This is a genomic window from Methylobacterium sp. 190mf (genome assembly GCF_900107945.1).
In the GTDB taxonomy this organism is placed as follows: Bacteria; Pseudomonadota; Alphaproteobacteria; order Rhizobiales; family Beijerinckiaceae; genus Methylobacterium.
In genome coordinates this window covers 84445-107495 of the sequence record NZ_FNVI01000011.1, presented here as the reverse complement: position 1 = coordinate 107495, position 23051 = coordinate 84445, and the positions used below count along the sequence as shown (strand labels likewise).

18 protein-coding genes and 1 pseudogene are annotated in these 23051 nt (G+C 71.8%); 10 read left to right on the top strand and 9 right to left on the bottom strand.

Going from position 1 to position 23051, the window contains the following annotated elements; all coding sequences use genetic code 11:
• Positions 1-72: 72 nt before the first annotated feature.
• Positions 73-1662, bottom strand: a complete 1590-nt coding sequence (locus C4T42_RS14920; protein WP_103985322.1) for a catalase — start codon at positions 1660-1662, stop codon at positions 73-75.
• A gap of 136 nt (positions 1663-1798) precedes the next feature.
• Here C4T42_RS14920 and C4T42_RS14915 point away from each other — a divergent pair, with 136 nt between their 5' ends.
• The 5 genes from C4T42_RS14915 to ilvA all read left to right on the top strand — a co-directional run bounded on the left by C4T42_RS14915 (position 1799) and on the right by ilvA (position 7446).
• Complete coding sequence (locus tag C4T42_RS14915; RefSeq protein ID WP_056522542.1) at positions 1799-2734, top strand: LysR substrate-binding domain-containing protein; 936 nt, start codon at positions 1799-1801, stop codon at positions 2732-2734.
• 90 nt (positions 2735-2824) lie between these two features.
• Entirely contained in the window at positions 2825-4315 is a 1491-nt protein-coding gene (locus C4T42_RS14910) for an argininosuccinate lyase (protein WP_103985321.1), read from the top strand.
• A 110-nt stretch (positions 4316-4425) separates the two neighbouring features.
• Positions 4426-5484 (top strand): AbrB family transcriptional regulator, encoded by a 1059-nt coding sequence (locus tag C4T42_RS14905; RefSeq protein ID WP_020093476.1) that lies wholly within the window; start codon positions 4426-4428, stop codon positions 5482-5484.
• Complete coding sequence (locus tag C4T42_RS14900; RefSeq protein WP_020093477.1) at positions 5481-5828, top strand: diacylglycerol kinase; 348 nt, start codon at positions 5481-5483, stop codon at positions 5826-5828. Before C4T42_RS14905 ends, C4T42_RS14900 begins: the two co-directional genes overlap by 4 nt.
• Position 5829: 1 nt before the next feature.
• Complete coding sequence (ilvA, locus tag C4T42_RS14895; RefSeq protein WP_348529870.1) at positions 5830-7446, top strand: threonine ammonia-lyase, biosynthetic; 1617 nt, start codon at positions 5830-5832, stop codon at positions 7444-7446.
• A gap of 35 nt (positions 7447-7481) precedes the next feature.
• Here the strand turns inward: ilvA and C4T42_RS14890 are convergent, their stop codons facing one another.
• The 3 genes from C4T42_RS14890 to C4T42_RS14880 all read right to left on the bottom strand — a co-directional run bounded on the left by C4T42_RS14890 (position 7482) and on the right by C4T42_RS14880 (position 10573).
• Complete coding sequence (locus C4T42_RS14890; protein WP_103985320.1) at positions 7482-8141, bottom strand: MgtC/SapB family protein; 660 nt, start codon at positions 8139-8141, stop codon at positions 7482-7484.
• Positions 8142-8223: 82 nt separating this feature from the next.
• The gene (locus C4T42_RS14885; protein WP_103985319.1) at positions 8224-9162 is read right to left on the bottom strand and encodes an EcsC family protein; all 939 of its coding nucleotides are present in this window, start codon (positions 9160-9162) and stop codon (positions 8224-8226) included.
• 25 nt (positions 9163-9187) lie between these two features.
• Positions 9188-10573 carry an AmpG family muropeptide MFS transporter gene (locus tag C4T42_RS14880; protein ID WP_056522528.1) on the bottom strand — a complete coding sequence of 462 codons (1386 nt, stop codon included), beginning with the start codon at positions 10571-10573 and terminating at the stop codon, positions 9188-9190.
• A 203-nt stretch (positions 10574-10776) separates the two neighbouring features.
• Between C4T42_RS14880 and C4T42_RS14875 the strand changes: the two genes are divergently transcribed.
• Both C4T42_RS14875 and C4T42_RS14870 read left to right on the top strand, forming a co-directional pair.
• Positions 10777-11853 (top strand): PAS domain-containing protein, encoded by a 1077-nt coding sequence (locus C4T42_RS14875; protein WP_103985318.1) that lies wholly within the window; start codon positions 10777-10779, stop codon positions 11851-11853.
• A gap of 57 nt (positions 11854-11910) precedes the next feature.
• A complete protein-coding gene (locus C4T42_RS14870; protein WP_020093483.1) occupies positions 11911-12348 on the top strand; it encodes a response regulator in 438 nt (145 codons plus the stop codon).
• 40 nt (positions 12349-12388) lie between these two features.
• Here C4T42_RS14870 and mutS read toward each other — a convergent pair whose 3' ends face one another.
• From mutS to C4T42_RS14845, 5 genes are all read right to left on the bottom strand, one after another.
• Complete coding sequence (gene mutS, locus C4T42_RS14865; RefSeq protein ID WP_103985317.1) at positions 12389-15106, bottom strand: DNA mismatch repair protein MutS; 2718 nt, start codon at positions 15104-15106, stop codon at positions 12389-12391.
• Between the two features lie 142 nt (positions 15107-15248).
• Complete coding sequence (locus C4T42_RS14860) at positions 15249-15557, bottom strand: hypothetical protein (protein WP_026604979.1); 309 nt, start codon at positions 15555-15557, stop codon at positions 15249-15251.
• 237 nt (positions 15558-15794) lie between these two features.
• Positions 15795-16652 carry an alpha/beta hydrolase gene (locus C4T42_RS14855; protein ID WP_103985316.1) on the bottom strand — a complete coding sequence of 286 codons (858 nt, stop codon included), beginning with the start codon at positions 16650-16652 and terminating at the stop codon, positions 15795-15797.
• 70 nt (positions 16653-16722) lie between these two features.
• Entirely contained in the window at positions 16723-16926 is a 204-nt protein-coding gene (locus C4T42_RS14850; protein ID WP_020093487.1) for a hypothetical protein, read from the bottom strand.
• 127 nt (positions 16927-17053) lie between these two features.
• Entirely contained in the window at positions 17054-18787 is a 1734-nt protein-coding gene (locus C4T42_RS14845; RefSeq protein WP_103985315.1) for a patatin-like phospholipase family protein, read from the bottom strand.
• Positions 18788-18997: 210 nt separating this feature from the next.
• Between C4T42_RS14845 and C4T42_RS14840 the strand changes: the two genes are divergently transcribed.
• The 3 genes and pseudogenes from C4T42_RS14840 to mmsA all read left to right on the top strand — a co-directional run bounded on the left by C4T42_RS14840 (position 18998) and on the right by mmsA (position 23003).
• Positions 18998-19747, top strand: coding sequence for an SDR family oxidoreductase (locus tag C4T42_RS14840; protein WP_103985314.1), 750 nt, complete (start codon positions 18998-19000; stop codon positions 19745-19747).
• 580 nt (positions 19748-20327) lie between these two features.
• On the top strand, positions 20328-21368 hold the full coding sequence (gene chvE / locus C4T42_RS14835; RefSeq protein ID WP_244603210.1) for a multiple monosaccharide ABC transporter substrate-binding protein: 1041 nt from the start codon (positions 20328-20330) through the stop codon (positions 21366-21368).
• Between the two features lie 99 nt (positions 21369-21467).
• Positions 21468-23003 (top strand): annotated as a pseudogene (gene mmsA / locus C4T42_RS14830) (multiple monosaccharide ABC transporter ATP-binding protein).
• Positions 23004-23051 lie beyond the last annotated feature (48 nt).

The following is a 23051-nucleotide window of genomic DNA, read 5'->3' as shown; positions in this document are numbered from 1 at the left end:
CGTTCCGCAAACGAGAACCCCGCGCGGCCGGGTGACCGCGCGGGGCTGTGTCGATGAGCGCGCGCGCGAGGCTTACTCGGCGGCGACCCGGTGGGCCTGCGAGCCGTCGGTCAGGGTCTCGGACTGCAGGCGCTTGCCCGGGGCGGCGCGACCCGGCAGCGGCGGCAGGGCCTTGGCCTTCTCCAGATCGATCCCGGCGCCCTCGGCGACGCGGCGGCCGTAATCCTCGTCGGCGTGCCAGAAGTGCCAGACCATCCGCAGCCGGATCGGCTCGGGGCACTGCTTCATGTCGGCCACGAGGTTGGCGATCAGGTCGTCGCGCTCCCAATCCTGGAACGAGCGGTACCGGACGCCGGCCTGGGTGTAGTCGTCCTCGGTCCGCGAGGTCTGGTAGCGCCCGAGGCGGCCCTCCACCGGCTGGTGGTAGTCCTTGGCGGGCTTCGGCGCCTCGCGCAGGCCCTCGGCCAGCGTCGACGGCTCGTAGTTGATGTGCTTGTTAGGGCCGGTGCCGTCGACCGTGTAGGCCATCTGACCGTCGCGCTGGTTCGAGTAGACCTTCACGCCGGGCTGCGGCGCGTTGATCGGCAACTGGAGGTAGTTGGCGCCGACGCGGTAGCGCTGCGTGTCCGAGTAGGACAGCGTCCGCCCCTGCAGCATCTTGTCGTCCGAGAAGTCGATGCCGTCGACCAGCACGCCGGTCCCGAAGGCCGACTGCTCGACCTCGGCGAAGAAGTTGTCCGGCACGCGGTCGAGCACCATGCGGCCCACCGGCAGCAGTGGGAACTGGTCCACCGGCCACAGCTTCGTGTCGTCCAGCGGGTCGAACGACAGGTGGTCGTTCGGGCCGTCCGGCATGATCTGGACGCAGAATTCCCACTCGGGGAAATTCCCGGCCTTGATGTTGTCGTACAGGTCACGGGTCGCGTGGCCGACATCCTTGGCCTGGATCTCGGAGGCTTGGCTCGAGGTCAGGTTGCGCACGCCCTGCTTCGGCTCCCAGTGGAACTTGCAGAGCACCGCCTCACCCTGGTCGTTGACCAGCTTGTAGGTGTTGACGCCCGAGCCTTCCATCTCGCGGTAATTGGCCGGGATGCCCCAGGGCGACTTCAGGTGCGTCACCATGTGGATCGACTCGGGGTGCTGGGCCACGAAGTCGAAGAAGCGCCACGCCTCCTGCCGGTTCGTCACCGGGTCCGGCTTGAACGCGTGGATCATGTCGGGGAACTTGATCGCGTCGCGGATGAAGAAGACCTTGAGGTTGTTGCCCACGAGGTCCCAGTTGCCGTCGACGGTCTTGAACTTGACCGCGAACCCGCGCGGATCGCGCTCGGTCTCCGGGCTCTCCTTGGCGCCGGCGACCGTCGAGAAGCGCACGAACATCGGCGTCTTCACGCCGGTCTCGTTCAGCACGCGGGCGCGGGTGTACTTGGAGGCCGGCTCGTCGCCGATCTTGCCGTAGGCCTCGAACCAGCCGTGGGCGCCGGCGCCGCGGGCGTGGACGACGCGCTCCGGGATCCGCTCGCGGTCGAAGTGGGTGATCTTCTCGATGAACTGGTAGTTCTCGAGCGTGGCCGGGCCCCGCTCACCGACCGTGCGGGTGCTCTGGTTGTCGCGGACCGGATGGCCCTGGCGGGTGGTCAGGATCGGGCGTTGATCGCTCATGCGTACCGTCTCTCCGTACTGCGAAGGCTCTCGGTGGACAGCGGGGTCAGCCTGGAACCGTTCTGGTGAAGGGTTATGACCGGGGCGTGACCCCGAGGCAAATGCATCGTCACAAAGGTTCTGATAGACGCAGCCTATGAATCTGGCCGGCCTCTCCCTCCGCGATCTCGAATACGTCGTCGCCGTCGCCGACGAGGGGCATTTCGGCCGGGCTGCCGAGCGCTGCAACGTCAGCCAGCCGACGCTGAGCGTGCAGGTCCGTAAGCTGGAAACCGCGCTCGGCCTGACTTTGTTCGAGCGCTCGAACCGGCGGATCCTGCTCACCGAGGCGGGCCAGGCCATCGTCCGGCAGGCGCGGGTCGTCCTGGCGGAGGCGCAGCGGCTCCTGGCCCTGGCCAGCGAGGGGCGCGGCTCGCCGCTCACCGGGCGCCTCGTGCTGGCGGCGATCCAGACGCTCGGCCCCTACTTCTTCCCGCTGGTGCTGCGGCCCCTGCGCGAGCAGTACCCGCTGCTGATGCTCTCGCTGTCGGAATCGCGCACGGCCGACATCGTCGAGGGTCTGCGCGACGGCCGCATCGACGCGGCCCTGGTCTCGCTGCCGCTGCCGTCGCACGGGCTCGCGGTCTCGCCGCTCTTCGTGGAACCGTTCTGGCTCGCCTGCCCGGCCGAGCACACCCTCGCCCGGGGCGGCGCGCTCTCCGCCAACGAGATCGCGGGGCCGGACCTGCTGCTCCTCGACGAGGGCAACTGCCTGCGCGACCAGACGATCGCGGCCTGCGGCGCCGGTTCCTCGGTCGGCCGCCACGCGACCAGCCTGGAGACGCTCCGCTCGATGGTGGCGGCGGGCGCCGGATACACGCTGCTCCCGGCCCTGGCGGTGCCGGCGAGCCCCGATCCCAGCGGCCTGACGGTGACCCGCGCTTTCGACGTCGACGGTCCCGGTCGGACCATCGCGCTGGTCTGGCGCGCGAGCGATCCGCGGGCCGCCGGCCTCGCGAGCCTGGCCGCCTTCTTCCGGGCGCACGCGCCAGCGGGCACGGCCGCCTGCCGCGACGGGGAGGCCGTCGCCTGAGCCGCCGCGGACGCCCACCTTGAGCGGTTGTGAATAGGAAGAGGGGCCGCGACCGGTCTATCAGGAGGGGTGACGACAGGGAGCGGCTCGATGCGGCGCACGATGGTCTGGGCCGTACTGGGGCTGCTGATCCCCGCGGGCGCGCGGGCCGAGCCGAAGGACAGCTTCGCCCGGATCGACCAGATCAACCGCGCCTCCCTGGTGATGACGGTGGAGACCGGCATCGTGCCGCGGGCGCTGGGCGCGACCGTCGCCCGCGCCCTCGACCAGGTCGCCGCCGACGCCGCCAAGCCGGGCGCCGAGCGGCCGGACGATTACCTGCGGATCGAGCCGCTGATCACCGCCATCGAGGGGGCCGACGCCACGCGGATGCATTCCGGGCGCAGCCGCCAGGACATCATCCCGACGGTGCTGAAGCTCGAGCAGCGCGACCGTCTCCTGAACCTGGCCAAGGCGCTCAACGAGACCCGGGCGGCCCTGCTGGCAGTGGCCGAGCGCGAGGCCGACACGATCGTCCCGGCCTACACCAACGGGGTGCAGGCCCAGCCGACGACGCTCGGCCACGTCTACCTGGGCTACGCGTCCGTCCTCGCCCGCGACGCCGACCGCCTCCGGGAGACCTGGGCGCGGCTGAACCTGTCGCCCCTGGGCGCGGCCGCCCTCGGCACGTCGAGCTTCCCGGTGGATCGCGAGAGGCTGGCGGCGCTGCTCGGCTTCGACGCGCCGGTGGAGAACAGCTACGATTCCGGCCAACTCGCGCCCATGGACATGGGGCTCGAGCTGACCGGGCTCGCGGCGAACCTCGCCACCACGGCCGGCAGCTTCGCGCAGGACCTCTACGCGCAGTACCACCAGACCCGGCGCTGGATCCTGCTGCGGGAGGGCGCGCTGACCGGGCCGAGCAGCATCATGCCGCAGAAGCGCAACCCCGTCGCGCTCTACAGCCTGCGCATGAAGGCCAGCGACGTCGTGGGGGCCGCCCAGGCCTTCGTCATCATGGCGCACAACGTCGATTCCGGCATGCCGGACTACAAGCGCAACCAGGCCGAGCCGCCGGGGCGGACCCTGGCCGAGGCCGCCGAGATGTGCCGGCGCTGGACGCGCGTCCTCGACGGGCTGGTCGTGGACCGGGCGCGCGCCGCCGACGAGGTCGCGGCGGACTATTCCACCACCACCGAGCTCGCCGACACGCTCCAGCGCGAGGCCGACGTGCCGTTCCGGCTCGGCCACCACTTCGCGTCCGAGCTCGTGAGCTACGGCCGCAGCCACGACCTGCGCCCGGCCGACCTGCCCTTCCCGGAGGTGCGGCGCATCTACGCCGAGGCCGCGGCGGGGTCGGGGCTGAAGCCGGACCTGCCCCTCGACGAGGCCCGCTTCCGGGCGGCGCTGTCGGCCCGCGGCATGATCGACGCCGCGAAGGGGCTCGGCGGCCCGCAGCCCGCGGAGGTCCGGCGGATGCTGGGCGCCGCGCAAACGCGGCTGCGGACCGACCGCGACTGGCTCGACGCCCGCCGCAAGGGCCTGGCCGATGCCCGGGCGCGCCTCGACGCCGCCTTCGCGGCCCTCACGCGCGAGCCCTGAATTCCGCGCGGGGGCGCCGTGCCGAAACTCTGCCGTGACAGGGCCAATATTGCGGTATAGCGCGCGCCTGACGCCTGCCGGCTGAAGCGGGCCTCTCCCGATCGGTCGCCTTGCCCCCTCTCCGCACCCTCGGCCTCTGGGCCGCCCTCGCCGCCGCGTCGGCGGCCGTGTCGTACGGCCTGATGCAGGCGCAATTCCCGGCCGCGCTGCTGCTCGGGCCGATGATCGCGGCCATCGCCTTCGGCGTCGGCGGCTCGCGCCTGCGCGTCCCGCGGCCCGCGTTCCAGGCCTCCCAGGCGGCGATCGGCTGCCTCGTCGCGCACGCCGTCACCGGGCAGATCGCCCAGACCCTGATGGAGGACGGGCCGCTCATCGTCGCGGTCGTGCTGGTCACCGTCGCGGTCAGCGGCCTCGTCGGCTGGATCCTGACCCGCCTGCGCGTGCTCCCCGGGACCACCGCGGCCTGGGGCTCGTCCCCCGGCGGCGCCTCCGCCATGGTGGCGATGGCCGAGGATTTCGGCGCCGATCCGCGCCTCGTCGCCTTCATGCAGTACGTGCGCGTCGCCGCCGTGGTGTTCTCGGCCTCGCTGGCGGCCCGCTTCCTGATGGAGGCCCCGGTCCCGGGGGCGTCGGCCGGCGCCGGCGAGGTCACCGGTCCGCTCTCGCTGCTGGCGACGCTCGCGGTCGCCGTCGTCGGCGCGGGCGCGGCGCTCGCCCTGCGGGTTCCGGCCGGCGCGCAGATCGGGCCGATGGTTCTCGGCAGCCTGCTCCACGCCACCGGGCTCGTCCGGATGGCGCTGCCGGTGCCGCTCCTCGAACTCGCCTACGCCTGCATCGGCATCTACGTGGGCCTGCGCTTCACCCGCGAGACGCTGCGCCTGACCGTCACCGCCCTGCCGGGCATCCTGGCGGCGACCTTCTCGGTCATCGCCCTCTGCGCGGCGTGGGGCTGGGGACTGACCCTCCTGCTGCCCATCGACCTGCTGACCGCGATCCTCGCCACGAGCCCCGGCGGCCTCGACTCGGTGGCGATCATCGCGGTCGGCTCGAAGGCGGACGTCTCCTTCGTGCTGGCCGTCCAGACCCTGCGCCTGTTCGTGGTGCTGCTCACCGGCCCGCTGCTCGCCAAGTGGATCAGCCGGTCCGTGCCGGAGGCCGCCATCCGATGAACGCCCTGGTCCTCGCATTCCTCAATTCCTGGCGCGGCCTGCGCCACGGCGCGCGCACCGAGCGGGCCGTGCGCCAGGAACTCGTGCTCCTGGCGCTCGGGATCCCGGTCGCGCTGTTCCTCGGCGCGACGCTCTGGGTGCGCGTCGCCCTGATGGTCAGCCTGCTGCTGATGCTGGCCGCGGAGTTCCTGAACACCGCCGTCGAGAAGCTCTGCGACCACGTCCATCCGGGCCATCACCCGATGATCGGGACCGTGAAGGACCTCGCCTCCGCCGGCACCTTCATGGCGCAGATGGCGGCGCTGCTCGTCTGGGTGGCGGCGCTGGTGGACCGTCTCGGCTGACCTGCCGCGCGCGGGGCGCGCTCGCATCCGCGGGCCGGAGGGTCTATCTGGCCGGCATCGCCCCGCGCATCGGCCGAGACTGCACACCGTGACGGACTACATCCGCAAGATCCTCACCGCCCGCGTCTACGACGTCGCGATCGAGAGCCCCCTCGATCCGATGCCGCGCCTGACGCAGCGGCTCGGCCGGCCGGTCCTGCTCAAGCGCGAGGATCTCCAGCCGGTCTTCTCGTTCAAGCTGCGCGGCGCCTACAACAAGATGTCGGGCCTGCGTCCCGACCAGATCGCCCGCGGCGTCGTCTGCGCCTCGGCGGGCAACCACGCCCAGGGCGTCGCCCTCGCCGCCGCCAAGCTCGGCGCGCGGGCCGTCATCGTGATGCCGCGCACCACCCCCTCGATCAAGGTCGATGCCTGCCGGGCGCGCGGGGCCGAGGTCGTGCTGCACGGCGACGCCTTCGACGAGGCCCTGGCGCAGGCCAAGATCCTCGAGGCCGAGCAGGGCCTGACCTTCCTGCACCCCTTCGACGATCCGGACGTGATCGCCGGCCAGGGCACCATCGGCAAGGAGATCCTGGAGCAGCATACCGGCCCGATCGAGGCGATCTTCGTGCCGGTGGGCGGCGGCGGGCTGGCCGCCGGGATCGCCACCTTCGTGAAGTACCTGCGGCCCGGCACCAAGGTGATCGGCGTCGAGCCCGAGGACGCCGCCTGCATGGCCGCCGCGCTCGCGGCCGACACCCGGGTCAGCCTCCCGAGCGTCGGCCTGTTCGCCGACGGCGTCGCGGTGCGGCAGGCCGGAGAGGAGACCTTCCGGCTCTGCCGCGAGCACCTCGACGAGGTCATCACCGTGGACACCGACGCCATGTGCGCCGCGGTCAAGGACATCTTCGACGACACCCGCGCGGTGTCCGAGCCCTCCGGGGCGCTGAGCCTCGCCGGCGCCAAGATGTACGCCGAGCGCGAGGGCGGCGACGGCACGCTGATCGCCATCTCGTCGGGGGCGAACCTGAACTTCGACCGCCTGCGCCACATCGCCGAGCGCGCCGAGATCGGCGAGCAGCGCGAGGTCCTGATCGGCGTGACCATCCCGGAACGTCCGGGCGCCTATCGCGCCTTCATCCAGGCCCTCGGCCCGCGCGCCGTCACCGAGTTCAACTACCGCCACGCCCCGGGCTCCGAGGCGCAGATCTTCGTGGGCATCAACGTCGGCGGCGGCAAGCGCGAGAAGCAGGCGCTGATCGGCTCCCTGCGCGACGCCGGCTACCGCGTCCTCGACATGAGCGACAACGAGATGGCCAAGGTCCACGTCCGCTACATGGTCGGCGGCCGGGCCGTGGGGGTGGCGCACGAGCGCCTGTTCCGCTTTCAGTTCCCGGAGCGGCCGGGCGCGCTGATGAAGTTCCTCGAAGCGCTGGGACCGGACTTCGACATCACGCTGTTCCACTACCGCAACCACGGCGCCGATTACGGCCGGGTGCTCGCCGGGATCGCGGTGCCGCCGGCCGAGCGCGCCCGCTTCGACGCCGTCATCGAGGCGCTCGGCTACCCGGCCACCGACGAGACCGAGAACCCGGCCTACCGCCTGTTCCTCGACGGCGAGGGCGCCGGGACGTTCTGAGCCCCGGCGGCGGCACGCCCCCGCGTCACCCCCCGTCAGCTCTCCGCCACGTCGACGGAGATGACGTCCGGCATCGCCCGCAGCTTCGCCGCGATGGTCTCGAAGCTCGTCCGCGACAGGCGCACGAAGGTGACGGTGACCTCGTCGAGGTCCGGGTCGGGCCCCGGATGGACCGTGAAGGTCCGGACGCGCGAGGCACGCTCGCCGGTCGCCGCCTGGAGGGTGTCGATCGACATGGTGCCGCGCTTGGCGGTCAGCCGCAGCGTCTGGGCGCGCATCCGGTCGCGCCAGCGCTCCTCGAAGGGTTTCACGCCGGCCAGGATCCCGACGATGAGCGCCGTCGCGGCGAGCGCCGGCACGTAGAGGCCGCTGCCGATCGCCAGCCCGATCGCCGCCACGCCCCAGAGGCTCGCGGCCGTGGTGAGGCCCTTCACCACCTCGCCGCGGAGCAGGATCGTCCCCGCGCCGAGGAAGCCGATGCCGGAGACGACCTGCGCGGCGATCCGGGACGGGTCGAGGACGACGTGCTCGGCTCCCAGCACGTCGGCGAAGCCGAAGGCCGAGACCAGCATGATCAGGCAGGAGCCGACGCAGACCAGCATGTGGGTCCGCAGGCCGGCCGCCCAGAGCAGCCGCTCGCGCTCCAGGCCGACCACGCTGCCGAACAGGGCCGCCAGCGCCAGCCGGGCCACCATCTCGCCGTTGCCGATCAGAGCCGCCTCCGTGCCTCCGCCCCGTGCGGATGGCGCGGATCCTTGCGGCTTTAGCGCGGGCGGATCAAGCGATCCCGAGCGCCGCCTTCTCGACCTCGTAGGCGGCCCGCACGGCGGCGGCGCCGTAGGCGCGCTCCAGGCGGCGCACGGTGAAATGCGCCCGCGCGGTCGACTGGAAGTGGTTCATGAAGGCTGTGTTGACCGCCGCCCCGCCGAAGGCGCCGAGGATCGGCACCGCCTGCGCGGCGACCTTCTGGGAGACCACGAGCCCGAAGCGCGCGGCGATCTGGGCGGTGAAGCGGATCAGCGCCGGGGCCGACTGGTCGAGGAGCGTCTTGCTCCCGGCGTAGCGGGCCGCCTCCGACAGGGTCTTGGCCAGCGCGGCGCGGACCGCGAAATAGCCGCTCTCGGTGAGCGCCGAGCCCGCCTCGGTCTCCGCCATGGCCCGGCCGCCGAGGGCGAAGACCTGCACGCAGGCGAGCGCGCCTTCGGGGGTCTCGAGATCCTCCCCCTCCTCCCGGGCGATCTCGGCGATCGAGCGCAGCATCAGCGTGGTCGAGACCGGCAGCTCGACCGCCAGCGTCGCGAGGCCGAACGCGCCGCCGACCGCGCCCGAGAGCGCGGCCATCGCCTTGTGCTTGGCGTCGCCCGAGCCGAGCAGCCGAGCGAGACGGCTCTCGGCCTTCGCGGCCACGCCGCCGAGACCCTCGCCCTCGGCGGGGACGAGTTCCTTGCGCGGCAGCGTCGCCAGCGCGACGCGCAGCGCGCCCCGCATGGCCACCTCGGTGCTGCGGCTGACAGCCTCGGTGACCGGGGTCGGCAGCGATCGGCCGATGATGTCGAGGGGTGCGCCGGCCGCCGCGGAGAGCCGCGCCGCGAGGCTCGGACGCTCCAGCACCTGCACGGCGCGGCGCAGGGCGGCGAGATCCGCGTCGCTCAGCGCTATCTCTGGCGTCTCGGCCGGCAGCGTCTCGCCGGCGCGGGTGAGGTCGCTCGTGCTCATCCGTCGATCCCTGGATCTGTCCCGCTCACGCGGCCCCGGGGGCGCGCGCCGTGGTAGGAAGCTCGGGCCCCGGGATGCGGTTCCCCGGCTCCTGGGCGTCCCGCGCCGGGGCCGCGGCCTCCACCCGACCGCTCCGGCGCCCGACCGCGAGGCAGAGCACGAGGACGGGGATTCCCACGAGGGAGGTCATGACGAAGAAGGCCGGGTAGCCGATCGCCGCGACCACGAAGCCCGACGAGCCCGCGATCAGCTTGCCCGGCAGCGCGTAGAGCGAGGAGAACAACGCGTACTGCGTCGCCGCGTAGGCCGGGCTGGTGAGGCTCGACATGTAGGCGATCAGCACGATCCCCGCGAAGGAGCCGCAGAAGTTCTCGATCGAGATGGCCACAGTCAGGCGCCAAATCTCGGGCGCGCCGGCCGCCAGCCACGCGAAGGCGAGGTGCGAGGCTGCCGCCAGGAAGGCGCCCAGCAGCAGCGTCGGGAACAGGCCGAACCGGGCCAGCGCCCAGCCGCCCGCGAAGCCGCCCGCGATGCCGACCCAGATGCCGTAGAGCTTGGTGACGGTGGCGATCTCTTTCAGGTCGAAGCCCAGCGTCCGGTAGAGCGGGCTCGCCATGACGCCCGACAGGAAGTCGGGCAGCCGGAACAGGGCCACGAGCAGGAGGATGCCCCAGAGCGCGCCGCCGAACCGGCCGTGCAACTCGGTTAGCGGCTCCAGGATGGCGCGGCGCATCGACCAGAACCGGGACCGGCCGGGCGTCTCGGCGGGGGCCGCGCGCGGTCTGTCGAAGGCCGGGGCCAGCAGGGCGGCGATCATCCCGACCAGCATGAGGGCGGCCATGATCAGGTAGGCCAGCGTCCAGCCCCCCGCGGAGGCGATGAACAGCGCGCCGGCGCCGGCGCTGATCAGGCCGAGGCGGTAGCCGAGGTTCGAGGTCGCCGCCAGGATGCCCTGGAAGTCGCTGCCGGCGGCGTCGATGCGCCAACCGTCGATCACGACATCCTGGCTGGCCGCGCAGAACGCCACCAGGAAGGCGCCGAGGCCCAGGAGCGCGAGGTTGGTCTTCGGGTCCGAGAAGGCCATCAGGATCAGGCACAGGGCGACCGCGGCCTGCGTCGTCACCATCCAGGCGCGGCGGCGCCCGAGCCGGGCGCTCAGCACCGGCACGTTCAGGCGGTCGATCGCGGGCGCCCAGAGGAACTTCAGCGAGTAGGGCAGCGCCACGTAGCTGAACAGGCCGATCGCCCGGACGTCGATGTCCGAGAAGGCGAGGCGGAGCGTGAACGTCCCCAGCACCAGGAGCAGCGGCAGTCCGGACGAGAATCCGAGTGCCAGCATGAGCGCGATCCGCCGGTCCTCGACGATGTCGCGGAGCCGGAAGCGACGCGTCGCCTGTGGCTGGTTCGCCATGGCATGGAACTCCTGAGCGTTCGTGGCCTTGATCCCGCGAAATCGTGGCAGCCTTACGCCGCACCTGTCTCCGCTGGATCCTGCTGTCTTGCGCCCCAATCTTGGTAGAAGCTTGCTTAACGCGGTGTCCACGTCCCGCGGTCGGAGCGCGATGGTGGCGCCGCCGGACGAACGGGGGCACCGCCTGACTGTGGAATGACGCGTTGAGTGCCCGATCCGAGACCGGTCCGCCCCTCGCGACGCTCGTCGACGCGTTCGCGTCGAGTCCGTCGCCGATGGTCATCACCGATGCCCGCGCGCCCGACAACCCGATCGCCTGGGCGAACGACGCCTTCCTGAACGCCACCGGCTACGCCGCCGACGAGATCGTCGGGCGCAACTGCCGCATGCTGCAGGGGCCGGCCACGGACCGGTCGACGATCCAGCGGATCCGCGCGGCCGTCGAGTCCGCCGAGGCGATCTCGGTGGAGCTGCTCAACTATCGCAAGGACGGGTCGTCGTTCTGGAACGCGATGACCATCACGCCGGTGCGCGACGCCGAGGGGCTCGCCTACTTCTACGCCGCGCAGGCGGACATGACCCATGTCCACCAGATGGAAGTGTCGATGCGCGGCACCAACGACGAGCTGGAGCGCCTCGTCGCGGCGCGGACCCAGGACCTGACATCGGCGCTGGAGCAGAAGACCGCCCTCCTCCACGAGGTCGACCACCGGGTGAAGAACAATCTCCAGGTGATCTCGTCGCTGATGCTCCTGAAGGCCCGGCGCACGCCCGAGGGCGAGGCGCGCGACGCGCTCCAGGGCATGGCGGAGCGGATCGGCGCCCTCTCGACGGCGCACCGGATGCTCTACTCCGAGGGCGACTGCACGCACTTCAACCTCGGCGACTTCGCGGCCGAGTTCCTGGCCGACATGAATGCCGGCCTGGACCCGGAGCGGCGCCGGGTGGAGGCCGATGTCGAGCCGATCGCGGTGGCCGCCGCGATGGCGGCGCCTCTCGCGCTGATGATCCACGAATTGACGGCCAACGCCCTGCGCCACGCCTTCCCGGGCGAGCGCGAGGGGCGCGTGTCGATCGTCGCCCGCCGCACCGAGGGCGGGATGCACATGACGATCCGCGACGACGGCGTCGGCGTCGCCGCGGCGGCCCCGAACCCGGCGGGGTTCGGGCGCAATCTCGTGGAGATGGTGGTTCGGCAGATGCGCGGGACCATCGCCTGGGCGGATGCCGGCCCGGGCACGACCGTCGAGATCGACATCCCGCTCCAGCAGCCGGCTTGAGAAATCGACGTGGAGGCATCAAGCTCGTCGGCCGCGGGGCCGGAGGACGAAGAGCGCATGGGGACCGGGAACGCCGCCGCGGACGCCGCCCTCCGCATCCTCGTGGTCGAGGACGAGGCCCTGATCGCCCTCGAGCTGGAATGCCTGCTGGACGATCTCGGGCACGTCACCGTCGGCGTCGCCGGCAACGCGACGGAGGCCATCGCGATGGGCCGGTCCACGGCGCCCGACGTCGCCCTCGTCGACATCCACCTCGTCGACGGCCCGACCGGCATCGACGTGGCCCGGGCGCTCTCGGCCGACCGGCGCACCACCGTGGTGTTCATGACCGCCAACGCCAAGCGCATCCCGGCCGATTTCGCCGGCGCGATCGGGGTGATCGCCAAGCCTTATTCCGAGCGCGTCGTGGCCAGCACCCTCGACTACGTGGCCGATCGCCGGGCCGGCCGCGACGGGCCGGCCTGCCCGGACGGTTTCTCGCCCGCGCCCGTCTGAGATTCTTCGGGTCAGGCCCCCGGCGCGCGGCCCACGGGTCTCAGCCCCGCGCCGCCCGCTCGCGCTTCAGCCGGTAGAGCGCGTCCAGCGCCTCGCGCGGCGTCAGCGCGTCCGGGTCGATCCCGTCGAGCAGCGCGCCCAGCGGATCCTCCGGCGGCGGCTCCGGCGGCGGGGGTGGCGCGAGGGCCGCGAAGAGCGGCAGGTCGTCGATCCGGGCGCGGGCGGGGCGGCCCCGCTCGGCCTTCTCCAGGCTCTTGAGGATCGCCCCGGCCCGGGTCACGACCCCGGCGGGCAGGCCGGCGAGCCGCGCGACCTGAAGGCCGTAGCTGCGCTCGGCGACGCCCGGCACGACCTCGTGCAGGAACACGACGCCGTCCCGGTGCTCGGCCACCTTCAGGGTGGCGTTCTCCAGCCGCGCCAGCCGGTCGCCCAGCGCCGTCAGCTCGTGGAAATGCGTAGCGAACAGCGCCCGGCAGGCATTCACCTCGTGGAGGTGCTCCAGGCAGGCCCAGGCGATCGACAGGCCGTCGAAGGTCGCGGTGCCGCGGCCGATCTCGTCCAGGATCACCAGGGAGCGCCGGGTCGCCTGGTTGAGGATCGCCGCGGTCTCGACCATCTCGACCATGAAGGTCGATTGCCCCCGGGCGAGATCGTCGGCGGCGCCGACGCGGGAGAACAGCCGGTCGACCCGGCCGATCCGCGCCTCCGCGGCCGGCACGAAGGCGCCGATCTGGGCGAGCACCGCGATCAGCGCGTTCTGGCGCAGGAAGGTCGACTTGCCGCCCATGTTGGGGCCAGTGATCAGCCGGATCCGGCCGCGCGTGTCGCCGGACAGGTCGCAGTCGTTGGCGATGAACGGCTCGCCGGCCCGGCGCAGGGCCGCCTCGACCACCGGGTGGCGGCCGCCGACCACGACGAAGCTGAGCGAGTCGTCGACCACGGGACGCCGCCAGTCGAGTTCGACGGCAAGTTCCGCGTGGCTCGCCGCCACGTCGAGCCCGGCCAGCGCCTCGGCCACCTCGGCGACGGGCTCGGCCTGGGCCAGCACGCGGGCCGCGAGGTCGTCGAAGACGGCGGCCTCCAGGGCCAGGGCCCGGTCGGAGGCGCCCGAGATCTTCGATTCGAGCTCGCCCAGCTCGACGCTGGTGAAGCGCATCGCGTCCACCATGGTCTGGCGATGGACGAACTCGCTCTGCAGGCCCTTCAGGCAGGCCTCGCCGACGGATTGCGGGACCTCGATGAAGTAGCCCAGCAGATTGTTGTGCTTGATCCGCAGGGTCCGGCAGCCGGTCTGCTCGGCGTAGCGCGCCTGAAGGGCCGCGATCACCTTGCGGGAATCCTGTCCGAGGGTCCGCGCCTCGTCGATCTCCGGGTGGTAGCCCGTGCGGACGAATCCGCCGTCGCGCCGGCTCAGGGGCAACTCGTCGGCGAGCGCCGCCGCCAGGGTCGCGATGAGCGCCCGGTCGGCCTCGGCCAGATGCTCGGCCAGCCGGGCGAGTTCCGCCGGGAGGCCGTGCATGGCGGCGAGGCGCGCACCGAGATCCGCCGCGACCGCGAGGCCGTCGCGGATCGCCGCGAGGTCCCGAGGACCCGCGCGACCGAGCCCGGTCCGCGAGAGGGCCCGGGCGAGGTCGGGCGCGCGGGCCAGGGCGTCGCGCAGGAAGCCGCGCAGGCGCGCGTCGTCCACCAGGTACGCCACCGCGGCGTGCCGCCGGGCGATGGCGTCGAGATGGGTCAACGGGCCCGCGAGGTGCTCGGCGAGCAGCCGCGCCCCGTTCGCCGTCACGGTCCGGTCGATCGTGGCGAGGAGGCTCCCGGCGCGCTCGCCCGACAGGGTGCGGGTGAGTTCGAGATTGGCCCGCGTCGCCGCGTCGATCGCCAGGGTGGCGCCGCCATCCTCGCGGGTCGGAACCGCCAGGGGCGGACGGGCCGCGAGCTGCGTCCGGGCGATGTAGAGCAGCGCCGCCCCGGCGGCCGCGATCTCGGCCCGGGTGAACTGGCCGAACCCCTCCAGGGTCGAGACCCCGTACTGCTCGCGCAGGCGCCGCTCGGCGGCCGCGGGCTCGAGCTCGGCCTGCGCGAGGGGTACGACGGCCGCGCGGCTCTCCTGCCAGAGGCGCGCGAGGGCCGGATCGGCGTGGATCGCCTCCGACAGGACGATCTCCCGCGGGTCGTGCCGGGCGATGGCGCCGGACAGGTCGCCGCCCGCGACCTCGCTGAGGGAGAAGCGGCCCGTGGAGATGTCCACCGCGGCGAGGCCGTAGGCGACCGCCCCCTCCCCGGTCTTCCGGCGCCCGATGGCCAGGAGGAGGTTGGCCCGGGCCGGGTCGAGGAGCCGGTCCTCCGTGATCGTGCCGGGCGTGACGAGCCGCACGACCTCGCGGCGGACCACGGATTTCGGCCCGCGCTTCTTGGCCTCGGCCGGATCCTCGGTCTGCTCGCACACCGCCACGCGGTGGCCGAGGGCGATGAGGCGGTTGAGATAGTCGTCGGACCGGTCGACCGGCACGCCGCACATCGGGATCTCGCCGCCCGCGTGCTTGCCGCGCTTCGTCAGGACGATGCCGAGGGCCCGGGACGCGATCTCCGCGTCCTCGAAGAACAGCTCGTAGAAGTCGCCCATCCGGTAGAACAGCAGGCAGTCCGGATTGGCGGCCTTGATCTCTATGTACTGCGCCATCATCGGCGTCGCGCCGGCCGGGTCCAGGCCGGGCGTGGGCGTCGTGTCGGCGGCGGGGCGGACGGCGGTTCTGGCCATGCCGCCTCTTAGCAGAGCGACGCCGGCGAATCAGGCCGGGCGAACCGATGCGCCTGGGGAGAAGGCGCCCGGACGTCGCATCGCCGGTGGATGGCGCCCGGATCCGCCACAGCCTGCGCGGGATCCGGGCGCGGTCGCGATGTCAGTAGCGCGGGCCGCCCGTGGTGTTGCCGAGCTGCTGCTGGTAGCCCGGGCGCGACGGGTTGCGGGCGTTCGGGTTGCCGTGGCGCATCGTGTTCATGCGCCGCATCCGGCGCTCGTGCCGGGTCGAGTGATGGCGGTGCATCCGGTGATGATGCATGCGGTGGTGGCGATGCATCGCCACGGTCTCGACCATGTCGGATCCGGCGAAGCCGGGCTGCGCGATCGCGGGCGCGGCCTGCGACGCGACGGTTCCGGCCAGGAGGCCGCCGAAGACCACACCCGCGGTCAGGAAAGAACGAAAAGACATCGTGGAGTAGCTCCGATCAGCCCTCATGGGCCACCACCAAGTGACAAGTGCTCGTCATGTTCCGGAGCGGCGAGCGAAAAATAGTACGTGGCTTCAGAGAAGCGAACGGATTACCGCACCGCCCGACGCGCGTCCGCACGCGCCGGCGCGGAGACTTGCGAGACCCGGCCGTGCATTGAATATCGCTCTACAACTTGCCCGCGTGGACCGGCCCGCTTTCACGCGGGTGCAAGGCGGCTAGCGGAGGAACGCGCCGAGGTCGGCGTTGACCGCCTCGGGCTCCTCGTGGGCGAGCCAGTGGCTGGCCCGCTCGTACCAGCGGAGCCGGCCGGCGTCGCAGTACGCGAGGCTCGCCTCCGCCAAGCCGGGCTGCAGCGCCGTGTCCCGTTGCCCCCAGAGGATCAGCACCGGCACGCGCACCCGCGGCGGCCGCGCCCGGGGCAGCTGCACCAGGGCCCGGTACCAGTTCAGCATGCCGGTCATCGCGCCGGGCCGGAGCCACCCCGCGACGTAATGGTCGAGATCGGCCTGCGCGAAGGTGCCCGGCCGGCTGGAGGTCGTCAGCGCGCGCCGCAGGGCCCGGCCGCGATCCGCCGTGAGCAGCCGCTCGGGGAGGCGCGGGAGCTGGAAGAGGCCCACATAGGTGCTGCGCAGCCACTGACCGGGATGGCGGCGCATGTAGGCGCCGACGATCGCGGGATGCGGCGCGTTGAGGATCGCCAGCCGGTCGATCCGCTCGGGGTAGCGGCTCGCCACCCACCACGCGACGAGGCCACCCCAGTCGTGGCCGACGAGCCGCACCGTGGGCGCGCCGTAGGCGTCGGCCAGGGCCAGGACGTCGCCGGCCAACCGGTCCAGGTGGTAGGCGGCGATCCCCGCCGGCTTGTCGCTGAGGCCGTAGCCGCGCTGATCCGGCGCGATGATCCGCAGCCCCGCCTCGGCGAGCGGCCCGATCTGGTGGCGCCAGCCGTACCAGGATTCCGGGAAGCCGTGCAGCAGGATGGTCGGCGGCCCCGTCTCGGGACCCGCCTCGGCCACGTGCAGGCCGCCCTCCGGCAGGGCGATCCGGCGAAACCTCACTCCCGCGACGGTCATCCTCTCGCGCGCCCCGTCATGTCCGACTCCCCCGCGGCGGAGAACGCGCGCGTCCTCCGGTCCGATCCGCTCAGAAGCCGAGCGCGGCGCCGTCGCCGGCGTCCGGGGAGAGCTGGTCGCGCAGACGCTCCGGCGCGGTCCGCGTCCAGAGGCACAGCAGCACGAAGGCGGCGCCGTGCAGGAGGGCGTGCGGCCCGGAATGGTCGGCCGCGGCGCGCCGGTCCGGCGCGGAACCGGGCACGGCGCCGGTCGGGGTCTTGGCAGGATGGGTCATGGTTCCGGTCTCCCGATGACGTGTTGCACCGGAGATCGTCGGCGGATGGTCCGGGTTACAGGGCCGCGGGCGCCGCGCGTGCGCCGCCGCACGCGGACATCTCAGCGCACCGGGTCAGCGGACCCGTTCAGCGCATCGGATCGAGCCAGCGCGCGAGGGTCCCTGTCGCGATGCCCAAGCGGGTCTCCCGGTAGCCGAGCTCCGCCGATTCCCGGAAGCGCGACCACGCCCGCAGGTCGATGCCGGAGAGCTGCGGCTTCAGCACGGCGGTCGCGTGGGCCGCCGCCATCAGGCTCTGCGCGTCGCTCGACACGGTGGCGGCGCGCAGGAGCAGCGGGGCCAGGCCCGGCATCGCCAGCGGTGAGCCGATCAGCTTGCGCATGAGCCGGCCGCTCCACCCGCGCCGCGGCATATCCTGGAACGCCCGGTCGGTCCCGACATCGACGGCCAGGACCGGGCCGCGCTCCAGCCCGGCGGCGACGTCGGCCGGCAGGTTGTTCATCATGCCGCCGTCGACCAGGACGCCCTCGTCGCACAGCACGGGCGGCAGGAGGCCGGGGATCGCGATGCTGGCGCGCAGGGCCTTCGGCAGGTCGCCCGAGCGGTGCACCATGGTGTTGCCGGTCGTCAGGTTCGACGAGACGCAGAAGAACGGCAGCCAGAGGTCCTCGATGCGCACGCCGCCGTAGCGCGCCGCGAGGCCGGCATCGACCTTTGCGCCGCGGGTCAGCGCGTGCAGTGGCAGCGTGTAGTCGTTGATCGGGTTGCTGGTGGCGAAGAACGCCTCGATCTGGGCCTGGATCTCCGCGACGCTCCAGCCCATGGCGAGGCTCGCCGCGATGATCGCGCCCATGCTGGTCCCGCCCACGAAGTCGGGCGCGCAGGACACCTCGTCGAGGGCCTTGAGCACCCCGAGATGGGCGAGCCCCCGCGCCCCGCCGCCGCCGAGGACGAGGCCGCGCGCCGACCCGCTGGCGAGCCGCGCGAGGCGATGCAGATCCCCCCGGTCGCCGTCCCGGACCTGGATGCGCATCGCCGCGGGCAGCGCGGCGACCTCCGGATGCAGGGCCCTCGGGCGCCGGGCCGCGGGGTCCTGGCGCACGACGAGGTCCATGCGGATCCAGTCGGAGCGCACCCGGTCGAGATAGGCCGCCGCGCCCGGCCGCGGCGGCGCGCCGGGCTCGGCGAGGAGCAGGACATGGTCGCCCCGCCGCTGGCTCTGGCGGCACCAGGGGCAGTCGATGTCGTGCGCCGCGAAGATCGTGCGCGCGTGGGCGCCCTCGAAGGCCTGGAACCACGCCTCGTCGGCGCCCTCCGGCCAGTCGGTGAGGCAGCCGGTCTTCCCGGGCAGCAGGGCGTCGAAGGCGGCGGCGAGCTGCCGCGCCACCCGCGCCGGATCGGGCCCCTCGGTCACGGCCAGGATCGTGAAGATCCGCGGTGCGTGGTGGACCGAGTGGCCGTCGTAGATCGCCCGCAGGCGGTCGGCGAGCATCCGGGCGAAGTAGAGGAGTGTGTGCGGGTGCTCGGCGATCACCGCCTCGAAGGCCCCGCGGGTGAGTTGCAGGAGGTGCGAATCGCGCAGCGCCATAACGGTCGCCGCCCGCGGGGCGTCCGACAGCAGGGCCATCTCGCCGAAGGTCTCGGGCGGCCGCAGGCGCGCGATCCGGGTCGGCCGCCCGGCATGGTCGCGGGCCGAGACGCCGACCGCGCCGGAGACCAGCGTGTACAGGGCGTCCCCGGTCTCGCCCTGCTCGAACAGGGTCCGGCCGCCCGGCACCGCCACCGGCACCATCCGGGCCCGCACGGCCGCGATTGCCGGCGCGTCGAGGCCGGCGAGGAACGGGATCTCGGGTGCGCTCACGCCGGGACCGCCGCGTCGCTCGTCCCGCGCAGGCCTGCCGACGAACCCTGCCCCATCGTTCCGTTCCCGTCCCCGTGTCTTTCGACCACCATAGCGCATGGCGGCTGCCGGTACGCCCTGTGACCGTGGCCCGCATGTGAAACGCCGACGCCTTCGCGCGGCGGCGGCCATCCGCTACAGGCGGTGAAACACCGGAGCCGGGAGGAACGCATGTCGGGGCTTGAGCGGATCGCGATCGTGACCGGGGCCGGGACGGGTGTCGGCAAGGCCGCCGCCCTGGCGCTCGCCGACGCCGGATGGCGCGTCGTCCTCTCGGGGCGGCGTCAGGCTCCCCTCGAGGAGGTCGCCGCGCGGATCGGACACGGAGCCCTGGCGGTCCCGACCGACGTGACCGATCCCGACTCGATCGCCGCCCTGTTCGCGCGCACCAAGGTGGAGTTCGGCCGGCTCGACCTGCTGTTCAACAATGCCGGGATCGGCGCTCCGGCGGTCCCGCTGGAGGATCTGCCCCTCGAGACCTGGCGGCAGGTGGTCGACACCAACCTCACGGCGCTGTTCCTGTGCACGCAGCACGCCTTCCGGATCATGCGCGACCAGGATCCCCGGGGCGGCCGGATCATCAACAACGGCTCGATCTCGGCCCACGCGCCCCGACCGAACTCCATCGCCTACACGGCGACCAAGCACGCCGTGACCGGGCTGACCAAGGCGACCTCTCTCGACGGCCGGGCCTACGACATCGCCTGCGGCCAGATCGATATCGGCAACGCCGACACGCCCATGGGCGGCAAGATGAAGGCCGGCGTCCCGCAGGCGGACGGCTCCCTGCGGGCCGAGGCGGTGATGGATCCGGACCATGTCGGTCAGGCCGTGCTGTCCATGGCGAGCCTGCCGCTGGAGGCCAACGTGCAGTTCATGACCATCATGGCCACCAAGATGCCGTTCGTCGGCCGCGGCTGAACCAACGCGGTTTCCGGGCCCGCGCGGCGACGCCGCGCTGAACTGCTTGGCGGTGCGGACACGCGATCCGCCCTCCCCTGATCCGATCGAGCGGACCGGTCATCGCCGCCGTGCCGATCGGCCGGCCGCGCCCCGTGGCCCGCGCGACCCCATCGCGCCGACCGGCGATCGAACTCGGACCTGAACCCGCGGCGCGCTCCACACACACACCTGAGACCGCGCCGCGAGACGGGGCGCCGCGCGTGCCGATTGACGGCCCCTCTATAACTCATACAAATAGAATGGCCGAGCTTCTCAAGGTGCGGGCTTGGCCCTCGAAGAGGCTGCCGGCGGCGCCCGGATTGCGCTTCTGCCTGCCAACCCGGCCAAGTTTGCCGGATCGGCTCCCGCAGGGATATTCGGTCGGGCAGTGGATGGGTGTCGGCCATAGACTAGATAAGTAAAACATCGAGTTGTAATTATAAAAAATAATCGATCGACAATAATGGAAGCACGGACTCGCTTCGATTGAAGTCGAAGTCCGGCTGCGCAGCGATAGGGGGGGATTGTGATCGCCAGGCATACGGTTCTCAAATACATCCTGGGCCTGTCGCTCATCGGCGCGTGCGCCACGGCATCGGCGCAGGCGGCCGGCGGGGATTCGATCGGGGTCGCCATGCCGACCAATTCGTCGCAGCGCTGGATCGACGACGGCAACAACATCGTCAGGCTTCTGAAGGCCAAGGGCTACAAGCCGGATCTGCAATACGCGGACGACGACATCCCGACCCAGCTCGCCCAGATCGAGAACATGCTCACCACCGGCGTGAAGATCCTGGTGATCGCTTCCATCGACGGCACGACCCTCAGCGATGTGCTGTCGAAAGCGAGCGAGCGCGGCGTCAGGGTCATCGCCTACGACCGGCTCATCCGGGGGACGCCGAACGTCGATTACTACGCCACCTTCGACAACTACAAGGTTGGCGTTCAGCAGGCGACATCCATCGTCGACGCCCTCGGCCTGAAGGACGGGAAGGGGCCCTTCAACATCGAGCTGTTCGGCGGTTCGCCCGACGACAATAACGCATACTTTTTCTACGACGGCGCCCTGTCGGTGCTGAAGCCCTACATCGACGCGAAGAGGCTCGTTGTGCGCTCGGGCCAGTTCGGCATGGACAAGGTGTCCACCCTGCGCTGGGACGCCGCGACCGCCCAGGCGCGGATGGATAACCTGCTCTCGGCCTATTACGGCAACGCCCATCTGGATGCCGTGCTCTCGCCCTACGACGGCATCTCCACGGCGATCCTCTCGTCGGTGAAGAGCGTGGGCTACGGGTCGGGCGGCGTGAAGCTGCCGGTGATCAGCGGCCAGGACGCCGAGCTGCAATCGGTCAAGTCGATCATCGCCGGTGAGCAGACGGCGACGATCTTCAAGGACACCCGAGACTTGGCCAAGGTGACGGTGGCGATGATCGACGCCATCGAGGCGGGCCGACAGCCCGAGGTCAACGACGTGAAGACCTACGACAACGGCAAGAAGATCGTCCCATCCTACCTGCTCACGCCGGTGCTCGTCACCCGGGCCAACTGGAAGCCGGCCCTGATCGACACGGGCTACTACACGCTCGACCAGCTCAAGTGACCGATGCCGGGGCGGCGCTCGGTCGCTCCGCCCGATCCGATCCCCGCCGCGACGACTGTCGCGCGGGCCGAACGTGCAGTCCGAGCTGGTAGGCGCCGCATGCAGCCCGTTCTCGAAATGCGGGGAATCACCAAGACCTTCCCCGGCGTGAAGGCCCTCTCCAACGTCAACCTGACGGTCGAGCCAGCCGAGATCCTCGCCCTGGTCGGCGAGAACGGCGCGGGGAAGTCGACGCTGATGAAGGTGCTGAGCGGCGTGTATCCCTACGGGTCGTAAACGGGCGACATCACCTACGAGGGGCGGCCGGGCCGCTTCCGGGACATCACGGACAGCGAGCGCCTCGGCATCGTGATCATCCACCAGGAACTCGCCCTGGTGCCGTACCTGTCGATCGCCGAGAACATCTTCCTCGGCAACGAGCCGGCCCGGTTCGGGGTCATCGACCGGGATCGTGTCCAGGCCCGCGCCCGCGCGCTGATGGCGATGGTGGGGCTCGACGAGAGCCCCGACACCCTCGTCACCCATCTCGGGGTCGGCAAGCAGCAGCTCGTGGAGATCGCCAAGGCGCTCTCCAAGGAGGTGAGGCTCCTGATCCTCGACGAACCGACCGCGTCGTTGAGCGAGACCGACAGCGAGGCCCTGCTGCAGCTCCTGCTGCGCTTCAAGGCGCAGGGCATCGCCTCGATCCTGATCTCCCACAAGCTGAACGAGATCGCCAAGGTGGCCGACCGGATCACGGTCCTGCGCGACGGCAGCACCGTCGAGACCCTCGACTGCTGCGGCGGCGCGATCGACGAGGACCGCATCATCCGGGCGATGGTCGGCCGCACGCTGGAGAGCCGCTACCCGGTCCGCACGCCGCGGATCGGCGCAGTGCTGATGGAGGTGCGCGACTGGACGGTCCACCACCCCGTCCACGCCGACCGGGCGGTGGTGCGCGACGTCGACCTGAGCCTGCGCCGGGGCGAGATCGTCGGGATCGCGGGCCTGATGGGCTCGGGCCGGACCGAGCTCGCCATGAGCCTCTTCGGCCGGTCCTACGGCCGGGACATCCGGGGCACGGTCCGGATCGAGGGTGTCGAGGTCGACGTCTCGACGATCGACCGGGCGATCGCGGCCGGCCTCGCCTACGTCACCGAGGATCGCAAGCAGCTCGGGCTCGTGCTGGGCGAGGACATCGCCCGGAACACCACCCTGGCGAACCTGCCCGGGATCTCCACCGCCGCGGTGATCGACGAGGCGGCCGAGCACCGGGTCGCGACCGGCTACCGCACCAAGATGCGCATCCGCTCCGTCGGGGTGACGCAGCAGACCGTGAACCTGTCGGGCGGCAACCAGCAGAAGGTCGTGCTGAGCAAGTGGCTGTTCACCCGGCCCAAGGTGCTGATCCTCGACGAGCCGACCCGCGGCATCGATGTCGGCGCGAAGTACGAGATCTACAGCATCATCAACGAGCTGGCCGAGGACGGCCGCGGCGTCCTCCTGATCTCCTCGGAGATGCCGGAACTGCTCGGCCTCTGCGACCGCATCTACGTGATGAACGAGGGGCGCTTCGTGGGCGAATTCGACCGCGCCGAGGCCAGCCAGGAAGCGATCATGCGCGCCATCATGCGCTCCAGGGGGCTGAACGGATGACCGACATCACAGTGAGCAAGTCCGTGAGCCCCGGCAGCGACCTCATCC